This window comes from Paracoccus benzoatiresistens (assembly GCF_026913015.1).
Taxonomy (GTDB): domain Bacteria; phylum Pseudomonadota; class Alphaproteobacteria; order Rhodobacterales; family Rhodobacteraceae; genus Paracoccus; species Paracoccus benzoatiresistens.
In genome coordinates, this window is sequence record NZ_JAPTYD010000022.1 from 1 (window position 1) to 21,652 (window position 21,652).

The 21,652-nt window shown below is 66.5% G+C and carries 22 protein-coding genes; 11 read left to right on the forward strand and 11 right to left on the reverse strand.

What is annotated here, in order from left to right; genetic code table 11:
* The 5 genes from OU682_RS14045 to infB all read left to right on the forward strand — a co-directional run.
* Nucleotides 1-949: glycosyltransferase 61 family protein (locus OU682_RS14045; protein ID WP_268942784.1), on the forward strand; the 949-nt coding region annotated here is incomplete at its 5' end.
* A gap of 128 nt (nucleotides 950-1,077) precedes the next feature.
* Entirely contained in the window at nucleotides 1,078-1,698 is a 621-nt protein-coding gene (gene rimP / locus OU682_RS14050; protein WP_268942785.1) for a ribosome maturation factor RimP, read from the forward strand.
* A gap of 3 nt (nucleotides 1,699-1,701) precedes the next feature.
* Nucleotides 1,702-3,318 carry a transcription termination factor NusA gene (gene nusA, locus OU682_RS14055; RefSeq protein ID WP_268942786.1) on the forward strand — a complete coding sequence of 539 codons (1,617 nt, stop codon included), beginning with the start codon at nucleotides 1,702-1,704 and terminating at the stop codon, nucleotides 3,316-3,318.
* An 18-nt stretch (nucleotides 3,319-3,336) separates the two neighbouring features.
* The gene (locus tag OU682_RS14060) at nucleotides 3,337-3,957 is read left to right on the forward strand and encodes an RNA-binding protein (protein ID WP_268942787.1); all 621 of its coding nucleotides are present in this window, start codon (nucleotides 3,337-3,339) and stop codon (nucleotides 3,955-3,957) included.
* 8 nt (nucleotides 3,958-3,965) lie between these two features.
* Nucleotides 3,966-6,572 carry a translation initiation factor IF-2 gene (gene infB / locus OU682_RS14065; protein WP_268942788.1) on the forward strand — a complete coding sequence of 869 codons (2,607 nt, stop codon included), beginning with the start codon at nucleotides 3,966-3,968 and terminating at the stop codon, nucleotides 6,570-6,572.
* 432 nt (nucleotides 6,573-7,004) lie between these two features.
* Here the strand turns inward: infB and OU682_RS14070 are convergent, their stop codons facing one another.
* The 4 genes from OU682_RS14070 to OU682_RS14085 form a co-directional block, all read right to left on the reverse strand.
* On the reverse strand, nucleotides 7,005-7,133 hold the full coding sequence (locus OU682_RS14070; RefSeq protein WP_268942789.1) for a hypothetical protein: 129 nt from the start codon (nucleotides 7,131-7,133) through the stop codon (nucleotides 7,005-7,007).
* Nucleotides 7,134-7,254: 121 nt separating this feature from the next.
* Complete coding sequence (gene mutT, locus OU682_RS14075) at nucleotides 7,255-7,653, reverse strand: 8-oxo-dGTP diphosphatase MutT (protein ID WP_268942790.1); 399 nt, start codon at nucleotides 7,651-7,653, stop codon at nucleotides 7,255-7,257.
* 22 nt (nucleotides 7,654-7,675) lie between these two features.
* Nucleotides 7,676-8,929: a bifunctional glutamate N-acetyltransferase/amino-acid acetyltransferase ArgJ gene (argJ, locus tag OU682_RS14080; protein WP_268942841.1), complete on the reverse strand. Its 1,254-nt coding sequence runs from the start codon at nucleotides 8,927-8,929 to the stop codon at nucleotides 7,676-7,678.
* Nucleotides 8,929-9,768: a peptidylprolyl isomerase gene (locus tag OU682_RS14085; protein ID WP_268942791.1), complete on the reverse strand. Its 840-nt coding sequence runs from the start codon at nucleotides 9,766-9,768 to the stop codon at nucleotides 8,929-8,931. The genes argJ and OU682_RS14085 overlap by 1 nt, the downstream gene beginning before the upstream one ends.
* A gap of 196 nt (nucleotides 9,769-9,964) precedes the next feature.
* Here OU682_RS14085 and secA point away from each other — a divergent pair, with 196 nt between their 5' ends.
* A complete protein-coding gene (secA, locus tag OU682_RS14090) occupies nucleotides 9,965-12,682 on the forward strand; it encodes a preprotein translocase subunit SecA (RefSeq protein WP_268942792.1) in 2,718 nt (905 codons plus the stop codon).
* Nucleotides 12,683-12,694: 12 nt separating this feature from the next.
* Here secA and fmt read toward each other — a convergent pair whose 3' ends face one another.
* The 3 genes from fmt to def (OU682_RS14105) form a co-directional block, all read right to left on the reverse strand.
* Nucleotides 12,695-13,591, reverse strand: a complete 897-nt coding sequence (gene fmt, locus OU682_RS14095; protein WP_268942793.1) for a methionyl-tRNA formyltransferase — start codon at nucleotides 13,589-13,591, stop codon at nucleotides 12,695-12,697.
* 65 nt (nucleotides 13,592-13,656) lie between these two features.
* A complete protein-coding gene (gene def / locus OU682_RS14100; RefSeq protein WP_268942794.1) occupies nucleotides 13,657-14,157 on the reverse strand; it encodes a peptide deformylase in 501 nt (166 codons plus the stop codon).
* Nucleotides 14,158-14,169: 12 nt separating this feature from the next.
* Nucleotides 14,170-14,694 (reverse strand): peptide deformylase, encoded by a 525-nt coding sequence (gene def, locus OU682_RS14105; protein ID WP_268942795.1) that lies wholly within the window; start codon nucleotides 14,692-14,694, stop codon nucleotides 14,170-14,172.
* 76 nt (nucleotides 14,695-14,770) lie between these two features.
* Here def (OU682_RS14105) and OU682_RS14110 point away from each other — a divergent pair, with 76 nt between their 5' ends.
* The 3 genes from OU682_RS14110 to OU682_RS14120 all read left to right on the forward strand — a co-directional run bounded on the left by OU682_RS14110 (nucleotide 14,771) and on the right by OU682_RS14120 (nucleotide 17,615).
* Nucleotides 14,771-15,970, forward strand: a complete 1,200-nt coding sequence (locus tag OU682_RS14110) for a MalY/PatB family protein (RefSeq protein WP_268942796.1) — start codon at nucleotides 14,771-14,773, stop codon at nucleotides 15,968-15,970.
* Complete coding sequence (locus tag OU682_RS14115; protein WP_268942797.1) at nucleotides 15,967-16,521, forward strand: L,D-transpeptidase family protein; 555 nt, start codon at nucleotides 15,967-15,969, stop codon at nucleotides 16,519-16,521. The genes OU682_RS14110 and OU682_RS14115 overlap by 4 nt, the downstream gene beginning before the upstream one ends.
* Before the next feature lie 131 nt (nucleotides 16,522-16,652).
* Complete coding sequence (locus tag OU682_RS14120) at nucleotides 16,653-17,615, forward strand: acetyl-CoA carboxylase carboxyltransferase subunit alpha (protein WP_268942798.1); 963 nt, start codon at nucleotides 16,653-16,655, stop codon at nucleotides 17,613-17,615.
* Between the two features lie 18 nt (nucleotides 17,616-17,633).
* On the opposite strand, the gene OU682_RS14125 is transcribed toward OU682_RS14120, so the two are convergent.
* Nucleotides 17,634-18,566: a hydrogen peroxide-inducible genes activator gene (locus OU682_RS14125; protein ID WP_268942799.1), complete on the reverse strand. Its 933-nt coding sequence runs from the start codon at nucleotides 18,564-18,566 to the stop codon at nucleotides 17,634-17,636.
* Nucleotides 18,567-18,751: 185 nt separating this feature from the next.
* Between OU682_RS14125 and OU682_RS14130 the strand changes: the two genes are divergently transcribed.
* Both OU682_RS14130 and OU682_RS14135 read left to right on the forward strand, forming a co-directional pair.
* Nucleotides 18,752-18,988, forward strand: coding sequence for a YdcH family protein (locus tag OU682_RS14130; protein ID WP_268942800.1), 237 nt, complete (start codon nucleotides 18,752-18,754; stop codon nucleotides 18,986-18,988).
* Between the two features lie 15 nt (nucleotides 18,989-19,003).
* A complete protein-coding gene (locus OU682_RS14135) occupies nucleotides 19,004-19,192 on the forward strand; it encodes a hypothetical protein (protein ID WP_268942801.1) in 189 nt (62 codons plus the stop codon).
* Nucleotides 19,193-19,280: 88 nt separating this feature from the next.
* Here the strand turns inward: OU682_RS14135 and OU682_RS14140 are convergent, their stop codons facing one another.
* Genes OU682_RS14140 through OU682_RS14150 form a run of 3 tightly spaced genes read right to left on the reverse strand, consistent with a single transcriptional unit; the run spans nucleotide 19,281 to nucleotide 21,651 of the window.
* The gene (locus OU682_RS14140) at nucleotides 19,281-20,060 is read right to left on the reverse strand and encodes a lysophospholipid acyltransferase family protein (RefSeq protein WP_268942802.1); all 780 of its coding nucleotides are present in this window, start codon (nucleotides 20,058-20,060) and stop codon (nucleotides 19,281-19,283) included.
* Entirely contained in the window at nucleotides 20,057-20,944 is an 888-nt protein-coding gene (locus tag OU682_RS14145) for a cell division protein FtsX (protein WP_268942842.1), read from the reverse strand. Before OU682_RS14145 ends, OU682_RS14140 begins: the two co-directional genes overlap by 4 nt.
* A 35-nt stretch (nucleotides 20,945-20,979) precedes the next feature.
* Nucleotides 20,980-21,651, reverse strand: a complete 672-nt coding sequence (locus tag OU682_RS14150; RefSeq protein ID WP_268942803.1) for a cell division ATP-binding protein FtsE — start codon at nucleotides 21,649-21,651, stop codon at nucleotides 20,980-20,982.
* Nucleotide 21,652 lies beyond the last annotated feature (1 nt).

Consider the following 21,652-nt stretch of genomic DNA (forward strand, 5'->3'; position numbering starts at 1 on the left):
ACTGATGAAAGTTTCAGCGCCTTCATTGCTCTCGCCGCAACCGTCATCCGACTCCGGTGAACGTCAACACACCCTAGTCGAGACCTTGGCGGCCACAAGCTTTACCGAAGGCCCTCTGGCGACCTATCGGCTGGGCGAGGCGACAGTTCTGGGCGGGATTGTCGTTACCCAAGATAGCCGCATCTTCCATTCGGAAAATGTCACCGCATCCCTGAAGCAAGTCCTGGCCTCGGCCCCCGTGGCCACTGAAACGATCCTGGCAAACTCGACCCAAGGGCTGCACTATTTCGGGCATTGGCTTGGCGACGACGTTTCGGCCTTTGAAGCGTTCCGCGATCACCCTGGCCTTGTCTCCCTGCCGCTTCTTCCTTGGAGCGATGCCGGGCTGTATCGGCATCTGTTCGACCAGCATTGGCGGCAGCAGGCGGTCATACGCTCTCGGTCGCTGACCTTGGTGCGGGATCTGGGCTTCGGTCAGCGAAAGGCCGAACGTTATCGCCGCCTGAGGGCGCGGCTGCGGGAACGCCTGAAAGCCGCCAGTCGCGAGGTGGTCTATCTGCGGCGCGGGCCGTCCGGCGACAAGCGTCAGATCGCCAATGCGGAGGCCTTGGAACGGCGGCTGTCCGATGCAGGAGTCGCCGTCCTCACTGCCGAACAGGACGGCCAGCAGCTTGTGTCCGGGACACTGGACGCCAAGCTGGTCATTACGGTCGAGGGAAGCCAGGCCTGCCACGCCATCTATGCCCTGCGTGACTCGGGAAGCCTTCTGGTCTTGCAGCCGCCCGACAGGTTTTATGCCGCTCCGCATGAATGGATGCGCGTCCTGGACATGAACTGCGGCATGGTCTTCGGCACGCACGCCCAAGGGGGCTTTGCCATCGATCCGGACGAAGTGCTCTCGATGGTGGACCGGCTGTTGTTCATGACCGAAAACCGGGTCTCCTGCTAAGTCACCTTGCAATCGACGGCGATTCCTTCTATATCCCCCTCAACAGCGGTGCAGGCTTCCAAACCCTGCCCACCGGCGCTTTTCGCATGGCCCGCTTGTCGGGCCTTTTTCACATCCGAAGGGATCTCATGTCGAACGATCTGATCGCCAAGACCGCCATCGACCGGCGTCTGGCCGAGATCATCGCCCCGGTCATCGAGGATCTGGGTTTCGAACTGGTGCGCGTGCGCCTGCAGGGCGGCAAGACCGCGACCCTGCAGATCATGGCCGACCGGCCCGAAGGCGGCATCAACGTGGATGATTGCGGCGACATCTCGGTCGCGGTCAGCGCCACGCTGGATGTCGAGGATCCGCTTGAAGATGCCTATCACCTGGAAGTCAGCAGCCCCGGCATCGACCGCCCCCTGACCCGCATGAAGGATTTCGAGACCTTCGAGGGCTACGAGGCGCGCCTGGAAACGAACCAGCCAATCGACGGGCGCAAGCGCTTCAAGGGCGTCCTGGCGGGGGTCGAGGGGGACGAGGTCCTGCTCAACATCGAGGAAGCGGGCGAGACGCATACCATCGGCCTGCAGTTCGACTGGCTGTCCGATGCCAAGCTGGTCCTGACGGACGAGCTGATCAAGGAAATGCTGCGCCAGAAGAAAGAGGCTGGCGTCCAGATCGAGAACCTGGACGAGAGCGCCTTTGACGAGATCGAAACCGAAGACGACAACGACGGCGCGAAAGACGCCGCTGCCAAGGAGTGAGTGATGGCAATCACCTCTGCTAACCAGCTTGAACTGCTGCAAACCGCCGAAGCCGTCGCGCGCGAGAAGATGATCGAGCCCGAGCTGGTCATCGAGGCGATGGAGGACAGCCTGGCCCGTGCCGCCAAGTCGCGCTACGGGGCCGAGATGGACATCCGCGTCAAGATCGACCGCAAGACCGGCAATGCGACCTTTACCCGTGTCCGCACCGTAGTCGAGGACGACGCGGTCGAGAATTACCAGGCGCAGGTGACGGTCGAGCAGGCCCGCCCCTATCTGAACGATCCCAAGATCGGCGACGTGATCGTGGACCAGGTGCCGCCGGTGGAACTGGGCCGCATCGCCGCCCAATCCGCCAAGCAGGTGATCCTGCAGCGTGTCCGCGAGGCCGAGCGTGATCGCCAGTACGAGGAATTCAAGGACCGCGCCGGCACCATCATCAACGGTGTCGTCAAGCGCGAGGAATACGGCAACATCATCGTGGACGTGGGCCGCGGCGAGGCGATCCTGCGCCGCAACGAGAAGATCGGCCGCGAAAGCTATCGCCCGAACGACCGCATCCGCGCCTATGTCAAGGACGTGCGCCGCGAATCGCGCGGGCCGCAGATCTTCCTGTCGCGCACCGATCCGCAGTTCATGGCCGAGCTCTTCAAGATGGAAGTGCCCGAGATCTATGACGGCATCATCGAGATCAAGGCCGTGGCCCGCGATCCGGGTTCGCGCGCCAAGATCGCCGTGATCAGCTATGACAACTCGATCGACCCGGTCGGCGCCTGCGTCGGCATGCGGGGCTCCCGCGTGCAGGCCGTGGTGGGCGAGCTTCAGGGCGAGAAGATCGACATCATTCCCTGGAACGAGGATCAGGCGACCTTCCTGGTCAACGCCCTGCAACCCGCCGAGGTCAGCAAGGTCGTCTTCGACGAGGAAGCCAGCAAGATCGAGGTTGTCGTTCCGGACGAACAGTTGTCCCTGGCCATCGGCCGGCGCGGCCAGAACGTGCGCCTCGCCAGCCAGCTGACCGGCCTGGACATCGACATCCTGACCGAGGAAGAGGAATCCAAGCGCCGCCAGGCCGAATTCAACGCCCGGACCGCGCTGTTCATGGAAGCGCTGGACCTGGACGAGTTCTTTGCCCAGCTTCTGGTTGCCGAAGGCTTCACCGACCTGGAGGAAGTGGCTTACGTCGATCTGGACGAGCTTCTGTCCATCGAGGGCGTGGACGAGGGCACGGCCCAAGAACTGCAGGCCCGTGCCCGCGACGTGCTGGAAGCCAGGACCAAGGCCGCGCTTGAAAACGCCCGCGCGCTCGGCGCCGAGGACAGCCTTATTGAATTCGAGGGGCTGACCCCCCAGATGGTGGAAGCACTGGCCAAGGACGGCGTGAAGACGCTGGAGGATTTCGCCACCTGCGCCGACTGGGAACTGGCAGGCGGCTGGACCACCGTGAACGGCCAGCGCGTCAAGGACGAGGGCCTTCTGGAGCCCTTCGACGTGTCGCTGGAGGAAGCGCAGAACCTGGTGATGACCGCCCGCGTGCAGCTGGGTTGGGTCGATCCGGCCGAACTGGAAGACACGGCCGGGGAAACCGAGGCTTCCGACGACGAGGAGGCCGGGGCGTGATGCCCCGGATTTGCCCGCTTGAGTCGCGGTGGTCTCATCAAGGACCGGGACGAGCCTGAACGGCGCTGCATCGTCACCGGAGAAGTTCAGCCCAAGCACGGGCTGATCCGTTTCGTCGCCGGGCCGGATGGCTCGGTCGTCCCCGATCTGGCGGAAAAGCTGCCGGGTCGTGGCATTTGGGTCGTTGCGGATCGCGCGGCCATCGACAAGGCGGCGGCGAAGGGATTGTTTTCCCGCGCGGCCAAGGCTCCGGTCAGGGCGCCAGACGGTTTGGCCGATCTGGTCGAGGCGGGCGTTGCGAAACGACTGGTCGAACTGGTATCGTTGGCGCGCAAGTCGGGCCGTGCGGTGGCAGGTTTCGAGAAGGTGAAGGGCTGGCTGGCCGAGGGGCGCGCAAAGGTGCTGCTGCAGGCCAGCGACGGGTCGGACCGTGGCAAGGGCAAGCTGTGGACGCCCACCGGCGGACGGTGGTTCGGCTGTCTGACAGCATCAGAATTGGGTTTGTCCTTTGGGCGCGATCATGTCATACACGGCGCGCTTGCGGCGGGTGGCCTGACGGACAAGGTGATCTTGGAAGCCGGCAGACTGACGGGTCTGCGGGGGCATGACGGCGGCAATACGGCGGCCGGGAAGGAATGAAGACGCAGATGAGCGACAAAGACGGAAAATCGACCTTGGGACTCGGCGGCAGCGGTCGTTCGGGCCAAGTCAAGCAAAGCTTCAGCCACGGTCGTACCAAAAGCGTCGTCGTGGAAACCAAGCGCAAGCGCGTCGTGGTTCCCAAGCCGGGTGCCACGCAGATGACGGATGCCCAGAAGGAAAAGAACCCCCTGACGGCGCGCATGGCGGGTGATCCTTCCAAGCGTCCCGCCGGCATCTCCGATGCCGAGATGGAGCGTCGCCTGAAGGCCCTTGCCGCCGCCAAGGCCCGCGAGGTCGAGGAAGCCGCAACCCGCGCCGCCGAGGAAAAGGCCCGCGAGGAAGAGCGCGAACGCCGCCGTGCCGAATTCGAGGCGAAGGAACGCGAGGAACGCGAACGCGAGGAAGCGTTGCGCCTCAAGGCCGAGGAAGATGAGCGCCGCGCCCGCGAAGCCGAGGAGCGCGCAAAGGCCAAGGAAGAACCGAAACCCGCCGAACGCCCCGCGCGTGTCGGTGAAGCCCGCCCTGCAGGCGCCCGCCCCGCTGGCCCTCGCCCGGCAGGCGGCGCCCGCCCGGCCACGCCCGACCGGGCCGCGATCGAGGCGGCGGCGTCTCGGGCCGAAAAGCCCGGCATCGCCACGGGGCCGCGTCGTCCCGATCGCGACCGTCGCGACAGCGGCGGCGACAGCGACGCCAAGGCCAAGGCCAAGGCCGAGGACAGCCGCCGCACCGGCCGGCTGTCGCTGAACCAGGCGCTTGACGGCGAAGGCGGTCGCCAGCGTTCGCTGGCCGCGATGAAGCGCAAGCAGGACCGCGCCCGCCAGAAGGCCATGGGCAGCGTGCGTGCCGAGAAGCAGGTGCGCGAAGTCCAGCTGCCGGAAACCATCGTGGTGTCGGAACTGGCGAACCGCATGGCGGAACGCGCCGCCGACGTGGTCAAGTCGCTGATGAAGATGGGCATGATGGTGTCCATGAACCAGCCCATCGACGCCGATACCGCCGAACTGGTGATCGACGAGTTCGGCCACCGTGCCGTCCGCGTGTCGGATGCCGACGTGGAGCAGGTCATCGATACGGTCAAGGACAGGGCCGAGGATCTGCAGCCGCGTCCGCCGATCATCACGATCATGGGCCACGTGGACCACGGCAAGACCTCGCTGCTGGACGCGATCCGTCATGCGAACGTCGTGGCCGGCGAGGCGGGCGGGATCACCCAGCATATCGGCGCCTATCAGGTGAAGGCGTCAAACGGGGCGGTCCTGACCTTCCTGGATACGCCGGGCCACGCGGCCTTTACCTCGATGCGGGCCCGCGGTGCGCAGGTCACCGACATCGTCGTGCTGGTGGTTGCCGCCGACGACGCGGTGATGCCGCAGACGGTCGAGGCGATCAACCACGCCAAGGCCGCCAATGTCCCGATGATCGTGGCGATCAACAAGATCGACAAGCCGGCCGCCGACCCCACCAAGGTCCGCACCGCGCTCTTGCAGCACGAAGTCGTGGTCGAGCAGATGTCGGGCGACGTGCAGGATGTCGAGGTTTCGGCCAAGACTGGCCAGGGCCTGGACGAACTGCTGGAGGCCATTGCCCTCCAGGCCGAGATCCTGGAGCTTGAAGCCAACCCGAACCGCGCCGCACAGGGCGCCGTGATCGAGGCGCAGCTTGACGTGGGCCGCGGCCCCGTCGCCACCGTTCTGGTTCAGAACGGCACCCTGCGCCGCGGCGACATCTTTGTCGTGGGCGAGCAGTGGGGCAAGGTGCGCGCCCTGATCAACGACAAGGGCGAGCGCGTGGACGAGGCCGGACCTTCGGTCCCGGTCGAGGTGCTGGGCCTGAACGGAACGCCCGAGGCGGGCGACGTGCTGAACGTGGTCGAAACGGAAGCGCAGGCCCGCGAGATCGCGGACTACCGCAGCCAGGCCGCCAAGGACAAGCGTGCCGCAGCCGGTGCCGCGACCACGCTGGAACAGCTGATGGCCAAGGCCAAGGCGGACGAGAACGTGGCCGAACTGCCGGTCGTCGTGAAGGCCGACGTGCAGGGCTCGGCCGAGGCGATCGTCCAGGCGCTGGAGAAGATCGGCAACGAGGAAGTGCGCGTCCGAGTTCTGCATTACGGCGTCGGCGCGATCACCGAATCCGACATCGGCCTGGCCGAGGCCAGCAGGGCCCCGGTGATCGGCTTCAACGTCCGCGCCAATGCTCCGGCCCGCAATTCGGCCAACCAAAAGGGTGTCGAGATCCGCTATTACTCGATCATCTACGACCTGGTGGATGACATCAAGGCGGCGGCCTCGGGCCTGCTCTCGGCCGAGGTGCGCGAGAACTTCATCGGCTATGCCGAGATCCGCGAGGTCTTCAAGGTCACGGGCGTCGGCAAGGTCGCGGGCTGCCTGGTCACCGAAGGCGTGGCGCGCCGTTCGGCGGGCGTTCGCCTGCTGCGCGACAACGTGGTGATCCACGAAGGCACGCTGAAGACGCTGAAGCGCTTCAAGGACGAGGTCAAGGAAGTCCAGTCCGGCCAGGAATGCGGCATGGCCTTCGAGAACTACGACGACATCCGTCCGGGCGACGTCATCGAGATCTTCGAGCGCGAGGAGGTCGAGCGCACGCTGTAAGCGGAGCGTTTCTTCTGATCCGACAAAAGGCGGCGCAGCTTTCGGCTTGCGCCGCCTTTATCGTTTGCCCGTCGTGTTGACAGACTGCCATGCACACCTTGCAGCCGCGAAGACGCGGAGTGTCGGCAGTGTTCTGGTTTCTCCTTGTTGCAGCGCGCTTGAGAGCGTCAGCTTACGGCTCTGCTCCCTACCTGTATTGCCTCGATGGGTTGCGAGTCTTGGGCCTGTGCTGGCGCTTGCAACCGCGTTCACGACCTGTCGGCTCGAGCCTCGCGTGACCCGTGCATTCGGCTTGCTGCTGATCGGCAGGACACAAGCCAAGCCAAGACAGTCGTGCGATGGTCGGCGACAGCCCATGTCCGATCAGGCCAGAAGAAAGGGGCAGCCTGATGGGCCGCCCCTTGTGCGTTCGCCGTGGTGCCTTGGCCCGGGTCAGCGCGTGACCGGCTTTCCTTCAAAAGTGCGTTTGCCGATGCGGACCACCATGTTCCCGTTGGGGGCCAGACATTCGAAAAGCCCCTGGACGAGAATATGACTGCCGATGGAAATCGTTCGAATCACGTCAAGCCCTCCTGTTCCCTCTGGAGACAAACTTGACATGGAATCGTCGGCAAAGTGTTAACGAAGCAGCGAGCTACGACATTTAGCGGGCACCAAGCCGAAACAGCGCCGATCTGCGACTTCAAAGCCACATCTGCAGCATCGGGATCAGGGGCACGTCCGCTGGCGGCATGGGGTAGCTGCGCAAATCCGCAGCACGAACCCAGGCCAGTTGCTGTCCTTCACGCGGATGGGCGATTCCCTTCCAGCGGCGGCAGGCGAAGACCGGCATCAGCAGGTGGAAATCGTCATAGCCGTGGCTGGCAAAGGTCAGCGGAGCCAGGCACGAGGTCCAGGTGTCGATGCCCAGTTCCTCGTGCAGTTCCCGGATCAGGGCAGCCTCGGGGGTTTCGCCCGGCTCGACCTTGCCGCCGGGAAATTCCCACAGCCCGGCCATCGACTTGCCTTCGGGGCGCTGCGCCAGGAGCACGCGCCCGTCGGCGTCGATCAGCGCGACGGCGGCGACAAGGACCGTCTTCACCTGCGCGTCTCCGACACGACCTTCACGACCGATAGTCGGCATTGATGTCGATATAGCCGTGGGTCAAGTCACAGGTCCACACGGTCCGCGCGCCCTGCCCCAGCCCCAGATCGACCGCGATCACCAGGTCCTGCCGCTTCATGTAGGCACTGGCCCGGTCCTCGTCGTAGGACGGTGAGCGCCAGCCGTTCTCGGCCAGGACCATGTCGCCGAAGCGGATCGTCAGCCGGTCGCGGTCGGCGCGGGCGCCCGACTTGCCGACCGCCGCGACGATGCGGCCCCAATTGGCGTCCTCGCCCGCGATGGCGGTCTTGACCAGCGGGGAATTGGCGATGGCCATGGCGACCTTGTGAGCCTCCGCGTCAGACGCCGCGCCCGTCACCTGCACCTCGACGAATTTCGTCGCCCCCTCGCCGTCGCGGACCACAAGCTGCGCCAGTTCGCGCATGACGCCGTGCAGGGCGGTCACAAAGGCGGCACCCACGCCATCGTCAAGCGAAGTGATCGGCGCCGCAGGACTGCGTCCCGTCGCGGCCAGGACCAGCGCGTCCGAGGTCGAGGTGTCGCTGTCCACGGTGATGGCGTTGAAGGTCGAATCAAGGCCGCTGCTCAACGCCTGCTGCAGCAGCGGCGCGGCAATGGTGGCATCGGTGAAGACATAGACCAGCATCGTCGCCATGTCGGGCGCGATCATGCCCGAACCCTTGGCAATGCCCGCGATGCGGATCTCGCCCCCCTCGCCCGCGACCGTGGCCGAGGCGCCCTTGGGAAAGGTGTCGGTTGTCATGATAGCACGGGCCGCATCGGCAATGCCGCCCCCGTCCAGCGATGCCGCCAGGTCATCCACGATGGCGATGATCCGGGCATGGGGCAGCGGTTCGCCGATTACCCCGGTCGAGGAGGAAAACACGGCACCCGGCGGAACGCCCGTGGCCCGCGCCACGGCCCCCGTCACGGCATCCACCGATTCCTGCCCCCGCGCGCCGGTAAAGGCGTTGGCATTGCCGGAATTGACGATGATTGCCGCCCCCTCGGGCGCGTCGCCCCCCTGCGCCAGCTTGGCCTGGTTGTCCAGGACGCAGGCCGCGCGGGTTGACGATCTCGTGAAGGCCCCCGCCAAGGTCGAACCCGGCGCGATGCGGATCAGCGTCACGTCGGTGCGGCCCTGGTATTTCACACCTGCCGCACCGCTGGCGAACTCGACGCCCGCGATGACCGGCAGGTCGGGAAAGCCGGCCGGGGCCAGGGGGGAAACGGGAAGCCCGGCCTTGCCCATCATTCGGTCTCCAGAAGCTCGGTCTTGTTCATCAGGGCGGGGTCGATGCCCTCGACCTTCTCGACCGTCGCGGCGCCGGTCAGGCGCTGGATTTCCGCCTGGACCTTGTCGCGCAGCACCATCTGGGCGATCTCGTCGCGCACCTCGTCCAGCTTCGGGGCTTCGCGCATCCGCGTGTCGTTCAGCTTGATGACATGCCAGCCGAATTCGGTCTGCACCGGATCCGAGATCTGGCCCTTTTCCATCGCCGCGACCGCATCGGCAAAGGGCTTGACCATCTGGTCCGCGCTGAACCAGCCCAGATCGCCCTTGTTCGGCCCGCTGGGCCCGGTCGAATTCTGCTCGGCCACCGTTCCAAAATCCGCGCCGCCGTCCAGCTGGCCCTTGATCTCCTTGGCCTTTTCCTCGGAATCGACCAAGATATGGGCGGCGGAATATTCGGTCGTGGGCTTGGCTTCGGCGAACAGCTTGTCATAGGCCGCCTGGATTTCCTCGTCGGTCGGCTGGGCCTTCGTCACCTCGGTGATGGCGGCGGCGGCCAGCGTGTTGCGGCGCTGGATTTCCAGCTGCGCGCGCACGCCCGCGTTTTCCTTGCCCGCGGCGGCCACGGCGGTCTGCTGGATCAACTGGTCCAGCATCATCTCGTAAAGGGCGGGATCGGACAGTTCCGCCATCTGCGGATCCTGGGATGCGGCCTGCTTCATCACGATCATCTCGCCCAGGGTGATGGGCTTGTCGTTGACGGTCGCCACGACCGTGTCGGCGCCCTTGTCCTGCGCCAAGGCGGTGAACGGCAGGGCCGTGGCCAGCAGGACGGCCAGAATCGACGGTTTCAACATGGGGATCCCTTCGCTTGTTCTGCCCGCGCATCGGGGCCAGCGTTGACAGTGGGGCAGGCGAGGCATAGATCCCGGTCAACTCCGTGGAAGGCGCCGCCGCCGCTTTCGTTCAGGCCCCTGATACGGCAATGCGGTTGGTACGGGCAAGTGGCCCGGCTGGGACTGCCTTTCCCAACAACGTGATTGCGAAGGTAACATGCTCGGCATCGGAAATCTGGCGAAGAAGGTCTTTGGAAGCCCCAATGACCGCAAGGTCAAGGGGACGCGCGGGCTGGTAGCCCGGATCAATGCGCTGGAGGACCAGTTCCGCCCGCTGAGCGATCAGGGCCTGATCGACAAGACGCGCGAATTCCAGGCGCGCGTGGCCCAGGGCGAAAGCCTGGACGACATCCTGCCCGAGGCCTTTGCCAACTGCCGCGAGGGCGCACGCCGCGCCCTGGGCCTCAGGGCCTTCGACGTGCAGCTGATGGGCGGCATCTTCCTGCACCAGGGCAACATCGCCGAGATGAAGACCGGCGAGGGCAAGACCCTTGTCGCGACCTTTCCCGCCTATCTGAACGCCCTGACCGGCAAGGGCGTCCATGTCGTCACCGTCAACGACTATCTGGCCAAGCGCGACGCCGAATGGATGGGCAAGGTCTTCCGCCAGTTGGGCCTGACCACGGGCGTCGTCTATCCCTTCCAGGCGGAACCGGAAAAGCGCGTGGCCTATGCCGCCGACGTGACCTATGCCACCAACAACGAGCTGGGCTTCGACTATCTGCGCGACAACATGAAGGGCAGCGTCGAGGAGATGGTCCAGCGCGGCCACAACTTCGCCATCGTGGACGAGGTCGACAGCATCCTGATCGACGAGGCGCGCACGCCGCTGATCATTTCCGGCCCGTCCCAGGACCGCAGCGAACTGTATGTCACCCTGAACCAGTACATCCCGCTGCTGACGGAAGACCACTACAAGCTGGACGAAAAGGCCCGCAACGCGACCTTCACCGAGGAAGGCAACGAGTTCCTGGAAAACCGCCTGCAGGCCGACGGCATCCTGCCCGAGGGCCAGACGCTCTATGACCCGGAATCGACCACCATCGTCCACCACGCGAACCAGGCGCTGCGGGCGTGGAAGCTGTTCATGAAGGACCAGCACTACATGGTCCGCGACGGCGAGGTGATGCTGATCGACGAATTCACCGGCCGGATGATGAAGGGCCGCCGCCTGTCCGACGGCTTGCACCAGGCCATCGAGGCCAAGGAAGGCGTCGCCATCCAGCCCGAGAACGTGACGCTGGCCTCGGTCACCTTCCAGAACTATTTCCGTCTTTACGGCAAGCTGGCCGGCATGACCGGCACGGCGGCGACCGAGGCCGACGAATTCGCCGAAATCTACAAGCTGGGCGTGGTCGAGGTCCCGACCAACCGCGGCATCGCCCGCCTGGACGAACACGACCGCGTGTATCGCACCGCGGCCGAAAAATACGCCGCCGTGATCGAGGCGATCAAGGAAGCCCATGCCAAGGGCCAGCCCACGCTGGTCGGCACCACCAGCATCGAGAAGTCGGAAATGTTGTCCGCGATGCTGCAACAGCAGGCCATCCCGCACAATGTCCTCAACGCCCGCCAGCACGAGGCCGAGGCCCAGATCGTGGCCGATGCCGGCAAGCCCGGCGCCGTCACCATCGCCACCAACATGGCCGGCCGCGGCACCGACATCCAGCTTGGCGGCAATGTCGAGATGAAGGTGATGGAGGCCCTGGCCGCCGACCCCGAGGCGAATCCCGATGAGGTCCGCGCCCGGATCGAGGCCGAGCATGCCGCCGACAAGCAGAAGGTGCTGGCCTCGGGCGGGCTGTTCGTGCTGGGCACCGAACGCCACGAATCCCGCCGCATCGACAACCAGCTCCGCGGCCGTTCGGGCCGCCAGGGCGATCCGGGCCGGTCGCTGTTCTTCCTGTCGCTGGACGACGACCTGATGCGCATCTTCGGCTCGGAACGGCTGGACAAGGTCCTGTCCACCCTGGGCATGAAGGAAGGCGAGGCGATTGTTCACCCCTGGGTCAACAAGTCGCTGGAACGCGCCCAGGCCAAGGTGGAAGGCCGCAACTTCGACATCCGCAAGCAGTTGCTGAAATTCGACGACGTGATGAACGACCAGCGCAAGGCAATCTTCAGCCAGCGCCGCGAGATCATGGACAGCACCGAAGTCGGAGAGATCGCCGCCGACATGCGCCACCAGGTCATCGATGATCTGGTCGATGAGTTCATGCCGCCGAAATCCTATCCCGAACAGTGGGACGTGGAGGGGCTGAAGACCGCCATCCGCGAACGCCTGAACATGAACCTGCCCGTGGCCGACTGGGCGGCCGAGGAAGGCGTGGACCACGACGCCATGCGCGAACGGATCGAACAGGCGACCGACACCTACATGGCCGACAAGGCGCAGGCCTTCGGGCCGGAAAACATGCGCAACATCGAAAAGCAGGTCCTGCTGCAGATGATCGACGGGAAATGGCGCGACCACCTTCTGACGCTGGAACACCTGCGCTCGGTCGTGGGCTTCCGCGGCTATGCGCAGCGCGATCCCTTGTCGGAATACAAGACCGAGGCCTTCCAGCTGTTCGAGACCATGCTGGACGGGCTGCGCTTCGACGTGACGCAGCGCCTTGCGCAGATCCGTCCCCTGACTGAGGCCGAGCGCGAGGAAATGCTGCGCCAGATGGCCCAGCAGCAGAAAGCCGCGCAGGAACACCTGACGATGGAGCACGGCGCCGAGCGCCAGTCCGATGACGATGCGGACAAAGCCGAACCGCTGGTCGCGGGCTTTGACGAACAGGACCCGGCGACTTGGGGCAACCCGTCACGCAACGATCCCTGCCCCTGCGGGTCGGGCAAGAAGTTCAAGCACTGCCACGGCGCGATCTGACGCGCCGCGGCCTCAATCCAGCTGCGCGGGAAGCGACCAGCCGCGCAGCAACTCCCCGGCGGCCATCGGTTTCTTCCCGGACCGCTGCGCTTCCAGCACCTCGACCGCGCTGCCGTTGCCACAGGCGACGGTGAAGCCCGACAGGACCTGACCGGGCCTCCCCTGCCCCGCGACAACGCGACTGCGCAGCAGCTTCACCCGTTCGCCCGCGATCTCGCACCAGGCCCCGGGAAAGGGCGACAGGCCCCGGACCAGCCGGTCAACCTCGACGGCGGGACGGGTCCAGTCCACCCGGGCCTCGGCCTTGTCGATCTTGGCGGCATAGGTGACGCCCTGCTCCGCCTGCGGCACGGCGGCCAAGGGCAGCCGCGCCAGCACATCGACGATCAGATCCGCCCCCATCAGCGACAGCCGGTCGTGCAGGTCGGCGGTCGTCTCCTCGGCGCCGATGGCCGTCCGCGCCTCGGCCAACACCGGCCCGGTATCCAGGCCCGCCTCCATCTGCATGATCGCGACGCCGGTTTCGGCATCCCCCGCCATCACGGCACGATGGATCGGCGCCGCCCCCCGCCAGCGCGGCAGCAGCGAGGCATGGATGTTCAGGCAACCCAACTGCGGCGCATCCAGCACCGGCTGCGGCAGGATCAGCCCATAGGCCACGACCACCGCCACATCGGCCCCCAATGCCGCGAACTCTGCCTGATCGGCCGGATCACGCAGCCGCAGCGGCGTGCGGACCTCGATGCCCAGTTCCTCCGCTGCCGCGTGAACCGCCGAGGGACGCGGCTTCTGCCCGCGGCCCGCCGCGCGGGGCGGCTGCGAATACACCGCCACGACCTCGTGCCGCGCGGCGATCGCCCGCAGCGCCGGCACCGAAAACTCGGGCGTCCCCATGAAGATCACGCGCATCCCTGTCTCCTGCTTTGGACTGCAAATATCCTCGGGGGGTCCGGGGGGCGAAGCGCCCCCGGCGATCACCGCCGCGCCAGCTTTGCCGATTTCGCGACCAGCATCTTGCGCCGCAGGGGCGACAGGTGATCGACATACATCCGCCCGTCCAGATGGTCGATCTGGTGCTGCACGCTGGTGGCCCAGAGCCCCACGAAATCGCGCTCCTCGACCTCGCCCATCTCGTTCAGGAACCGGACCGTCACCGCGCGGGGACGGCTGACCGGGGCAAAGACGCCGGGCAGGTTCGGGCTCGCCTCGTCATGGCTGCGGAACTGCACGCTGGCGTGCAACACCTTGGGATTGGCCATCCTGACCGCCTGCCCCCGCTTGTCCGAGGCATCGACCACCGCCAGCCGCAGCATGATCCCGATCTGAGGCGCGGCAAGGCCCACCCCCGGCATCGCCTCCATCGTGTCGATCATGTCGTCCCAGATCATCCGCACGGTCTCGGTCACGGCCTCGACCGGCTCGGCCGGGATATGCAGCCGACGGTCGGCATAGGGCAGGAACGGGCGAACGGTCATCGGCAAGCGCCCTCAGGCACGGCCCTTTTCGCGCTTCAGCTTGACCATCCGGCGGGTGATCATCTGGCGCTTGATGGCCGAAAGGTGGTCTATGAACAGGATGCCGTTCAGGTGGTCCAGCTCGTGCTGCGCGCAGGTCGCCCACAGCCCGTCGAAGTCCTCCTCATGGGTCTTGCCGTCCAGCCCCAGCCAGCGCAGCCGGACCTGGCTGGGCCGCGTCACATCGGCATACTGGTCGGGAATCGACAGGCAGCCTTCCTCGTAGGTGTTCAGTTCCTCGGATGACCAGGTCACCTCGGGGTTAACCAGCACCAGCGGGCGGCGCTCGGCCTCGGGGTCGCGGGTCGCGTCCATCACGAAGATGCGGGACAGGACGCCCACCTGCGGCGCGGCCAGGCCTACGCCCGGCGCGTCATACATCGTCGCCAGCATGTCATCGGCCAAAGCCTCGATCTCGGGCGTGATGCGGGCCACGGGTTCGCAGACCTTCTTCAGGCGCGGGTCGGGGTGGATCAGGATGGGGCGCAGGCTGCTCATCCCCCGCGATTTAGGGCAAGGCTTCACCATAAGCAACAACCGGCATATGCATGGGGAAACAGCGACAGGCAGGACCATGAACCAGCACAGCCATCCCCGCCCCGATTTCGACGAGATCATCGACCGCGTGGGCACACGCTGCTCGAAATGGGACGACATGGAGGCGGCCTATGGCGTCGCGCCGGACGAAGGCGGGCTGGCGATGTGGGTCGCGGATATGGACTTCCGCCCCCCCGCCGCCGTCCAGCGCGCGGTGGAGGCCGTGGCCGCCCACGGCGTCTATGGCTATCCCGGCGCCCACCGGCCCTATCTGGAGGCAATCCGCTGGTGGATGGAAAACCGCCATGGCTGGCAGATTGACACAGGCTGGATCCTGACCTGCGCGGGGCTGGTCAACGGCGTGGCGATGGCACTGGACGCCTACACGCAGCCCGGCGATGGCGTGATCGTGATGTCGCCCGTCTATCACGCCTTTGGCCGCGTGATCCGCGCCTCGGGCCGCGAGCTGGTGGAACTGCCGCTGGCGCAGGACGGCGGGCTTTACCGCATGGACTGGCCCGCCTGGGAAGGCCGGCTGACCGGGCGCGAAAGGCTGCTGATCCTGTGTTCGCCGCACAATCCCGGCGGGCGCGTCTGGACGCCCGAAGAACTGCGCGAGGTGGCCGATTTCTGCATCCGCCACGACCTGATCCTGGTGTCGGACGACATCCATTGCGACCTGGTCATGCCGGGCCACAAGCACCGGATGATCGCGACAGTCTGCCCCGACATCGCGGACCGGCTGGTGACGCTGACGGCCGCCACCAAGACCTTCAACATTGCGGGCGCGCATGTCGGCAATGCGATCATCGCGGACGAATCCCTGCGGGGCCGGTTCAAGGGCGCGCTGATGGCGCGCGGCATCTCTCCGGGATTGTTCGGAATGGACATGGTGACCGCCGCCTATTCGCCCGAAGGCGCGGCTTGGGTCGATGCGCTTGCAAGCTACCTGGACGGCAACCGGCGCCTGTTCGACGACGGCATCCACGCGATCCCCGGCTTGCGGTCCATGCCCCTGCAGGCGACCTATCTGTCCTGGGTCGATTTCTCGGGCACCGGGATGGAGCCCGCCGAATTCACCGCCCGTGTCGAAAGGACCGCCCGCATCGCCGCAAACCACGGCGCGACCTTCGGCACCGGGGGCGGGGCCTTCCTGCGCTTCAATATCGCCACCCCCCGCGCCCGCGTGGTTGAGGCCGTGTCGCGCCTGCAGCAGGCATTCGCCGACCTTCAATGAGGCTGATCGCCCGCCTGTTTTCCGCCCTGACGGCGCTGTGCCTGCTGGGGGCGGCCTGGATCATTCTGGCGCCGCAGCCACGATCCCTCGCGCCGGTTCCGCGCGTGCCGTCCCTGACGGTGCCGCTGACCGGCCCCGTCGATCATATCGTGATCCACAAGTCCGCCCGCCGGATGACCGCCTTCCGCGATGGCAAGCCGCTGAAGACCTATCGGGTTGCCCTCGGCTTCGCGCCCGACGGAGACAAGCGCCGGCAAGGCGACGGCAGGACGCCCGAGGGCCGCTTCACCATCGACCGGGTGAACCCCGGAAGCGCCTATCACCTGTCCCTGGGCCTCGACTATCCGCGCCCGCAGGACCGCGCACGCGCAGCGGCTGAAGGGATCGATCCGGGCGGCGACATCTTCATCCACGGCCAGCCGAACGGGCGCCCCGATGGTGAAACCCTGCCCGGCGACTGGACGGCCGGCTGCATCGCCGTCTCGGACACCGAAATCCGCGAACTCTATGCCGCCGCCCGCGTCGGCACGACGGTCGAAATCCGGCCCTGACTTCTGCGTTTCTTCTTCACGCAAATATCCCGCCGGGGGTCCGGGGGACGCGAAGTCCCCCGGCGTTGCAATCCCGCGTCCCTGCGATCATATAGGGGCGCAAACCCGAACAGCCCGAAGGCACACCCCGCATGGTCTATCTGGATTTCGAAAAGCCGCTTGCCGATATCGAGGGCAAGGCCGAGGAGCTTCGCGCCCTGGCCCGCAAATCCGAAAACACCGTGGATGTGGAAAAAGAGGCCACGGCGCTGGACAGGAAGTCCTCCGATTTGCTGCGCGACCTGTATCGAAGCCTCGATCCCTGGCGCAAGACGCAGGTGGCGCGCCATCCCGACCGTCCGCATTGCCGCGACTACATCGACGCGCTGTTCACCGAATACACGCCGCTGGCAGGCGACCGCGCCTTTGGCGACGACCATGCGGTCATGGGCGGCCTTGCGCGCTTCAACGACGCGCCCTGCGTGGTGATCGGGCACGAAAAGGGCAACGACACCAAGACCCGCATCCACCACAATTTCGGCATGGCCCGGCCCGAAGGCTATCGCAAGGCGATCCGCCTGATGGATCTGGCCCACCGTTTCAGGCTGCCGGTCATCACGCTTGTGGATACCCCCGGCGCCTATCCCGGGAAGGGCGCCGAGGAACGCGGCCAATCCGAGGCCATCGCCCGCTGCACCCAGAAATGCCTGGAGATCGGCGTGCCGCTGGTCAGCGTCATCATCGGCGAGGGCGGATCGGGCGGCGCGGTGGCCTTTGCCACGGCCAACCGCATCGCCATGCTGGAACATTCGATCTATTCGGTGATCTCGCCCGAGGGCTGCGCCTCGATCCTGTGGAAGGACGCGGAACGGATGCGCGAGGCGGCCGAGGCGCTGCGCCTGACCGCGCAGGATCTGCGAAAGCTTGGCGTCATCGACCGCATCATCGCCGAACCCATGGGCGGCGCACAGCGCGACCCCGCCGCAGCCATTCAGGCCGTGGGCGCGGAAATCGCGGCGATGCTGGCCGAACTGGACGGCAGGAAGCCCGCCGACCTGATCAAGGAGCGGCGGCAGAAGTTCCTGGACATGGGGTCGAAAAGCCTGGTCGCCTGAAGGCGGCCCGGACCTGCCCTATTCCACGCTCACCAGCCCGCCGAAGCGATCCTGCGCGACGGCGCGGATGATCCCTGCGATGCGCTCGATCATGGTCCGGTGGGGCGAACGCCGCCGCCAGACCAGTCCGATCGACCGGGTGACGCGATTGCGGCGGAAGGGCAGCACCGCCACGTCGCCCGCTTCTGAGGACACCTTTGAATCGACGTAAAGCGCGGGCAGGAAGGTCAGCCCCATGTTCAGGGCCGTCATCTGCCGCAGCGCGTCCAGGCTGGTGCCCTCGTAATCCTGCCGCAGGTGGGCGCCAAGCTCCTCGCACAGGGCGACGATCTGGTTGTGAAGCAGATAGGCGCTCGACAGCGCCAGGATGTCCTGACCCGCCAGATCGGCGTCCAGCACCTCGGGCCTTGCGGCAAGCGGATGATCCTGCGCCACGGCCAGCTTCAGCGGCTCGCGGAAAAGCCGCCGCACCTCGACATCGGCGGAATTCACCGGCAACTGGGTCAGCAGCAGGTCGTGCTGGCCCGCCAGCAATTCTTCCTGCAGGACCAGCGGCGGCGCATCCCGCACGATGACCTTCAGCGACGGATAGGACTGGTGAACCCGCCGCATGACATGGGGCATGATATAGGGCCCGATCGTCGGGGTGGAGCCAAGCTTGATCGTGCCGCTGGCCCCGCCCTGCGCATCGCGTGCCAGGCTGTGCAGCGCCTCGGCCTCCTCCAGGACCTTGCGTGCCTGCGCCAGGACGGCGCGCCCCTGTGGGGTCAGCACCGCGCCGCGCTGGCCGCGTTCGACCAGCTCCAGCCCCAAGGCGGTTTCCAGCCCCAGGATCTGCTGGCTCAGCGAGGATTGGCTGATCCCCACCCGCTCGGCGGCCTTGCGGTAATGGCGCGCTTCGGCAAGCGCGACGAAATAGGTCAACTGTCTCAAGGTCAGGGTGCCGGACATCGGGGTTCCAGTGTGTTTCCCATGCAAGGGCTGCTGCGGGCGTCGGGTCGATCATACGACCATGTTCGGAAAAACCGATCGATTTTTGTGGAAACTTTGCCTTTTCCGCTCTCGGGCAGCAACCATATCCACCTTTATGGCGCTGACGTGGCGCCATGACCCTAGCCAGCACCACGAGGAATGAGATGAAGTCCAGCGCCAGAATCCGGCTGTTTTCGGCCAGTGCCAGGCTTGCGGCCCTGCGTCGGCGTCACCAGGTCATCAAGGCCCTGATAGCAGAAGAACTGCGCCGCCCGATGCCCTGCAGCATGATGCTTCAGCGGCTCAAGCGTCAGCGGCTTGCGGTCAAGGATCAGATCACGCGCTTCGACGGGCTTCTGCGCAGCATTGGCAGCCCGGACCCGCAGCGCCAGTCGGCATAGGGGAAAGCGATGTTCATGCGTTACATCTACGTCCAGACCGGGCTGAACCATTTTCACAGCACCGACCTGAACGACATGCGGAGCGCGCTTCTTGACGAGGATCAGGACGGGCCCGACGGCGGAAGCGCCGATATCGTGACGCGGCCGAGGCCGCATTACCATCCTGTGCCCGCCAGGATCGCCCAGCGCCGGACCAGACGCTGACGCGCCGGGGACGGCAGGGTCCTGCCGTGGCATTCCCTGCCCGCCCCCGGCGCGCCGTGCAAGAAAGGGCAACGGCTGGTCGCGGTTCTCAGGGGCCGACGGCGCGGAACCCCGCCTCGGCCATCAGCCGGTCCGAGTGGGTCTCGACCTCGGCCTCAAGCCGGGGAATGAACCCCTCGACCGGCACCTCGGCTGGAATGACGGGCAGGAACTCGACAACGGCGCGGCCGGGCCGGATCCCCCATCCCTTGCGCGGCCAGAACAGGCCGGTGTTGACGGCGACCGGCACCACCGGCAAGCCGCTGCCCGCGCGGATCGTGCTGACGCCATGCTTGTAGGGGCGGCGTTCGCCGGGCTTGGTGCGCGTGCCTTCGGGATAGATGATCAACTGGCCCAGGCCTTCGCCCGCGATCCGCTGGTTGATCTCGCTGGAAATGGCGCGCATCGCATCGCGGCCCTTGGACCGGTCGATGGGAATGCAGCCCACCTTCCAGGCATACCAGCCCATGATCGGCACGTGCATCACCTCGCGCTTCATGATGAAGGCGCGGCGCGGGACGGCATGGGCGATCACCAGGATGTCCAGGAAGCACTGGTGCTTGGCCGCGATGATGCAGTCTTCGGTGGGCGGCGTGCCGCGAACCTCGCAGGTGACACCCAGATGCAGCCGCGCGGCCCAGAGCATGTAGCCGATCCAGCGCGTCGCCACCCTGTTCGCCCCGGCGCGGCCATGCCGCAGCAGGACCGGCAGCCCCGCCAGTCCGATCGCGACCGTCGCCAATGCGACATGCAGGTAGTAAAGCGCGTTCTGGACGTATTGCCACGGCGTCAGCGGGCCGGGCACGGGCGAAGCCGCCCGGTTGGTCATCGCACGGCCCCCAGCATCGTCAGCGCCGCCCAGCGGGTCGCGAAAAAGCCGACGGCGCCCGCCACGACCGGGATCAGCAGCGGCAGAAGCCAGCCCCAGCCCTGAAAGCCAAGCCCTGTCAGAAAGCCGCCCGCCGCGTTCATCCCCGGAAGCATGGCAATGCCCGCCATGCCGCACAGCGTGCCGACCGTTGCGCCTACGGCCGCGCGCTTGGTGAAGCGGCGCACGAAGGCCGTGGCGATGGTGATGTCGCGCGCGCCGATCAGCCGCAGCACGCGGATCACCTGCCCGTTCGCCGCCAGCGCCGCCTTGGCCGCCAGCGTGATCATGGATGCCGAGGCCGCCGCGATCAGCAGCAGCGACACGATGCCAAGCACCCGCAGCCGATGCGCCGCCGTCACCAGGGGGCGGCGCCATTCGGTGTGATCGTCCAGCACCGCACCCGGCGCCTCGGCCTCCAGCCGCAGGCGCAGGCCCTGGGCGTCGAAGTCCTCGCCCGCGATCGGCAGTTCGATCAGGGCGGGCACGGGCAGGGCATCGACGGGCATGTCGGGACCGAACCAGGGGGTCAGCAACTGGGCAACTTCCTCGGGCGGCAGAAGGCGCGGCTGGCCTGCGCCCGGTGTCGTGGACAGGACCTGCATCGTGGTCTGGGTTTGGGCGGCCTGTTCGTCCATGGGGGCGCTGACGCGAACCGTGACGGACCCGGCCAGTTCGCTGGACCAGCGTTCGGCCAGCCGCCCCGTCGCCAGCGCCAGCGCCAGGGCGAAGACCGCCAGAAAGGCCATTGCGCCTGCCGAGAACAGCGTCAACTGCGCCGTAAAGCCCGTCGGCGGCACGATCCGGTCCCCCGCCCCACCGTCGCGCACCAGGCCGTGCCACATCGCCTTCAGGTTCAGCCCGCGAAAATCAGCCCCCATCACAGATCAGCCCCCGCCAGATGCAATGTCCCGTTCGCGATGCGCAGCACGCGCGCCGCGACCTGCGCCTTGGTGGCGCGGATCAGGTTCAGGTCATGGGTCGCGACCAGCACGGTCTTGCCCGACTTGTTCAACTCGATCAGCAGCTGCATCAGCCGCATCGACATGTCCCAGTCCAGGTTGCCCGTGGGCTCGTCCGCCAGCACCAGGTCGGGCGACAGGATCACGGCGCGCGCCAAGGCGGCGCGCTGCCGCTCGCCCCCGGACAAGGACGGCGGCAGGGCGCGGGCGTGCTGCGACAGGCCGACCCATCCCAGCAGGTCGCGCAGCGCCGCCATGTCCACTCCCTGCCCCGAGATCGTCAGCGGCAGCGCCACGTTTTCGGCAACCGGCAGGTGGTCCAGGAACTGCGTGTCCTGGTGCACCACCCCGACCCTGCGCCGCAGGTCCGAGATGCCGTCGCGCGTCAACTGCCGCACATCCTCGCCAAAGGCGGTCATCTCTCCCGAGGTCGGCAGCAGATCCGCATAACACAGCCGCAAAAGCGTCGTCTTGCCCGAGCCCGAAGGCCCGGTCAGGAAATGGAACATGCCGGACTGCAGCGTCAGCGTCATATTCGACAGCAGATCGGCGCCCCCATAGCCGAAGCCGACATCCCGCATCTCGATCAAG

Excerpts from the sequence above, each read along its gene's own strand:
- rimP (WP_268942785.1), top strand. The coding sequence starts at position 1,078 with ATGTCGAACGATCTGATCGCCAAGACCGCCATCGACCGGCGTCTGGCC.
- nusA (WP_268942786.1), top strand. The coding sequence starts at position 1,702 with ATGGCAATCACCTCTGCTAACCAGCTTGAACTGCTGCAAACCGCCGAA.
- infB (WP_268942788.1), top strand. The coding sequence starts at position 3,966 with ATGAGCGACAAAGACGGAAAATCGACCTTGGGACTCGGCGGCAGCGGT.
- argJ (WP_268942841.1), bottom strand. The coding sequence starts at position 8,929 with ATGGGCAAGGCCGGGCTTCCCGTTTCCCCCCTGGCCCCGGCCGGCTTT.
- OU682_RS14085 (WP_268942791.1), bottom strand. The coding sequence starts at position 9,768 with ATGTTGAAACCGTCGATTCTGGCCGTCCTGCTGGCCACGGCCCTGCCG.
- secA (WP_268942792.1), top strand. The coding sequence starts at position 9,965 with ATGCTCGGCATCGGAAATCTGGCGAAGAAGGTCTTTGGAAGCCCCAAT.
- fmt (WP_268942793.1), bottom strand. The coding sequence starts at position 13,591 with ATGCGCGTGATCTTCATGGGGACGCCCGAGTTTTCGGTGCCGGCGCTG.
- def (WP_268942794.1), bottom strand. The coding sequence starts at position 14,157 with ATGACCGTTCGCCCGTTCCTGCCCTATGCCGACCGTCGGCTGCATATC.
- def (WP_268942795.1), bottom strand. The coding sequence starts at position 14,694 with ATGAGCAGCCTGCGCCCCATCCTGATCCACCCCGACCCGCGCCTGAAG.
- OU682_RS14110 (WP_268942796.1), top strand. The coding sequence starts at position 14,771 with ATGAACCAGCACAGCCATCCCCGCCCCGATTTCGACGAGATCATCGAC.
- OU682_RS14115 (WP_268942797.1), top strand. The coding sequence starts at position 15,967 with ATGAGGCTGATCGCCCGCCTGTTTTCCGCCCTGACGGCGCTGTGCCTG.
- OU682_RS14120 (WP_268942798.1), top strand. The coding sequence starts at position 16,653 with ATGGTCTATCTGGATTTCGAAAAGCCGCTTGCCGATATCGAGGGCAAG.
- OU682_RS14125 (WP_268942799.1), bottom strand. The coding sequence starts at position 18,566 with ATGTCCGGCACCCTGACCTTGAGACAGTTGACCTATTTCGTCGCGCTT.
- OU682_RS14130 (WP_268942800.1), top strand. The coding sequence starts at position 18,752 with ATGAAGTCCAGCGCCAGAATCCGGCTGTTTTCGGCCAGTGCCAGGCTT.
- OU682_RS14135 (WP_268942801.1), top strand. The coding sequence starts at position 19,004 with ATGCGTTACATCTACGTCCAGACCGGGCTGAACCATTTTCACAGCACC.
- OU682_RS14140 (WP_268942802.1), bottom strand. The coding sequence starts at position 20,060 with ATGACCAACCGGGCGGCTTCGCCCGTGCCCGGCCCGCTGACGCCGTGG.
- OU682_RS14145 (WP_268942842.1), bottom strand. The coding sequence starts at position 20,944 with ATGTGGCACGGCCTGGTGCGCGACGGTGGGGCGGGGGACCGGATCGTG.